At 73.5% G+C, this 2,036-nt stretch carries 3 protein-coding genes; all 3 read right to left on the reverse strand.

The window, feature by feature from the left end; translation table 11 throughout:
• Positions 1-87 precede the first annotated feature (87 nt).
• Positions 88-690 (reverse strand): hypothetical protein, encoded by a 603-nt coding sequence (locus G6022_RS15520; protein ID WP_182691944.1) that lies wholly within the window; start codon positions 688-690, stop codon positions 88-90.
• Positions 687-1,139 carry a hypothetical protein gene (locus tag G6022_RS15525; protein ID WP_182639203.1) on the reverse strand — a complete coding sequence of 151 codons (453 nt, stop codon included), beginning with the start codon at positions 1,137-1,139 and terminating at the stop codon, positions 687-689. Before G6022_RS15525 ends, G6022_RS15520 begins: the two co-directional genes overlap by 4 nt.
• A 71-nt stretch (positions 1,140-1,210) precedes the next feature.
• Complete coding sequence (locus tag G6022_RS15530) at positions 1,211-2,035, reverse strand: hydrolase (protein ID WP_182691946.1); 825 nt, start codon at positions 2,033-2,035, stop codon at positions 1,211-1,213.
• Between the last annotated feature and the right edge of the window lies 1 nt (position 2,036).

Consider the following 2,036-nt stretch of genomic DNA (forward strand, 5'->3'; position numbering starts at 1 on the left):
GGACGCCTGACCTCCGGACACCTCGCCCTCCTCGGTCCTGGTACCGGCCCGGAGGTCAGGCACGCAGTCCTGGCACCGAGCCGGAATTCAGGCGCGGTGCGGCCCCGGCGCGGACCCTGATCCGGCGGACCGAGCGGCCGCGATGCCCGACGCCCACCCGGGGGCCAGGCCGTGGTCCGGCGGACCCAACGCCGCCGCGTCGATCCCGGACGTCTGGAGCAGCCAGGACACCAGCGAGTTCGAGTTCCACATCTCGCCCGTGCCCGTCGCATCGCGTCCCCACGTGTGCAGCGGGACCTCGGCCACACGCCTCAGCAACCCGTCCGCCTCAGGAGCACCGAGCGGTAACACGGTCGGGGGCGCGGGCGCCCACGCGCGATCGGGGATCTCGCCCCCGGGCAGGCAGCGGACCTCGTAGCGGAACAGGCGCGACCGCCCCAGCCAGCGCAGACCCACCGGGCCGGTCGCCACGACCCCGCTCGATCCGCTGAGCGGCCCCCAGGCCGGCGCCATCTCGACGACATGAGGGCCGCGCTCGGTGAAGACCTCCAGCGCGGCGTGGAACAGCGGCCGTCCGGGGCGGTGTTCGCGACGCGCGTGATACGACTCCCACCAGCGGCTCGTATGGATCGCGACGTGCCCACCGGCACCGACCGGCAGCCACCACAACTCCACCCCCGTGTCGCTCACACGGCCTCCCGCACAGCCCGCGCCGCGCTCAGGGACACCGGGAGATGCCCCAGGGCGAGTACGACGGCAGCCGCCGCGATCCACGGACTGCTCAGCCAGCCCGCGGCGGTGAGGAACACCATCACCGGCAGGATCGCCATCGGGGCGGGCACGCGGCGCCACCAGTACAGGGACTCGGCGTGGCGACCCGTCGCCAGATACCGGGCCCACAGGGCGTAGTAGGCGGCCAGCGCGGAGATCGCGGGAACACCCCACCACCAGACGATCGTGCCCGAGGCGCCCACCGCCGGAACCACCAGGCACAGGACCTGGCCGGCGCGCTCGGTCCAGCGCACCGGGCCGGGCACCGACGACCGCGGAAGCGGCTCCCGAGGGGGGAAACGCGCCAACAGGAGAGACGGGGCGAGCACCGCGAGGCTGAGGATCAGGCCTTCCGGGTGGAACTCCACGAGGAGATGCTAGCGCCGCGCCCCGACACATATCGGCGGTCATGGCGTCGTCCGGGCCGCCGACGTGGTGGTCAGGTCAGGTGGTCGTACTCGCCGTCGACCCACCTGGCGTACCGCTCGGCCGAGCGTTGGACGGCGGCGCCGGCGTCGCGGGGGACGCAGCCGCCGAAGTTCGCGTAGATCCGGTCGACGTGGTAGCGCGAGACGTGCTCGGCGATGCGCCGGACCACCGCGCCGGACAGGGGCATCCAGTTGGGGAACGAACGCATGAACGTGACCCAGCGCGGATCGGCGACGGTGCCGATGGTGTCGCCCGTGAACAGCACCCCCCGGCCGTCGCGCGCGGTCCAGTGGACCACCGCGCTGCCGGGGAAGTGGCCGCCGGGCTGTGAGGCCCGGACCCCCGGCAGGATCTCGATCTCCTCACCCGGGTGGCCGCCGCCCCACACCACGGTGTTGCGGGGCCGCAGACCGAGCCAGTGCTCGTCCGGTGCGGAGACGTAGACCGGGGCGTCGTCGAAGGCGGCCGACCACAGTGACTGGACCCCGTACATGTGCGGGTGGGAGGCGATGAGGGCGGAGATGCCACCCCATCCGCGCACCGCCGCGACGGCCTCCTCGCTGATGTGGTTCGGCGCCTCGACCATCACGTTCCCGTGGTCGGTGCGGATGAGCGCCGGCTTCTGCCCGATCCCGGGACAGTCCCGGTGGACCAGGTTGATCACGTCCGCCTCGCGCTCCATGAACTCGATGCGCGCGCCGCGCGCGGCCGACGCCTCGGGGTCGGTCCACCGCTGGCCGCCGGCGGGGACGAACTGGCGCTCATCGGCGCAGATCGGGCACACGTCGGGCACCGGCTCGGCCCGCTCGACCCCGCAGGTGGCGCACTGGGTCACC

Origin of the sequence: Dietzia sp. Cai40, assembly GCF_014145165.1 — a bacterium.
Taxonomy (GTDB): domain Bacteria; phylum Actinomycetota; class Actinomycetes; order Mycobacteriales; family Mycobacteriaceae; genus Dietzia; species Dietzia natronolimnaea.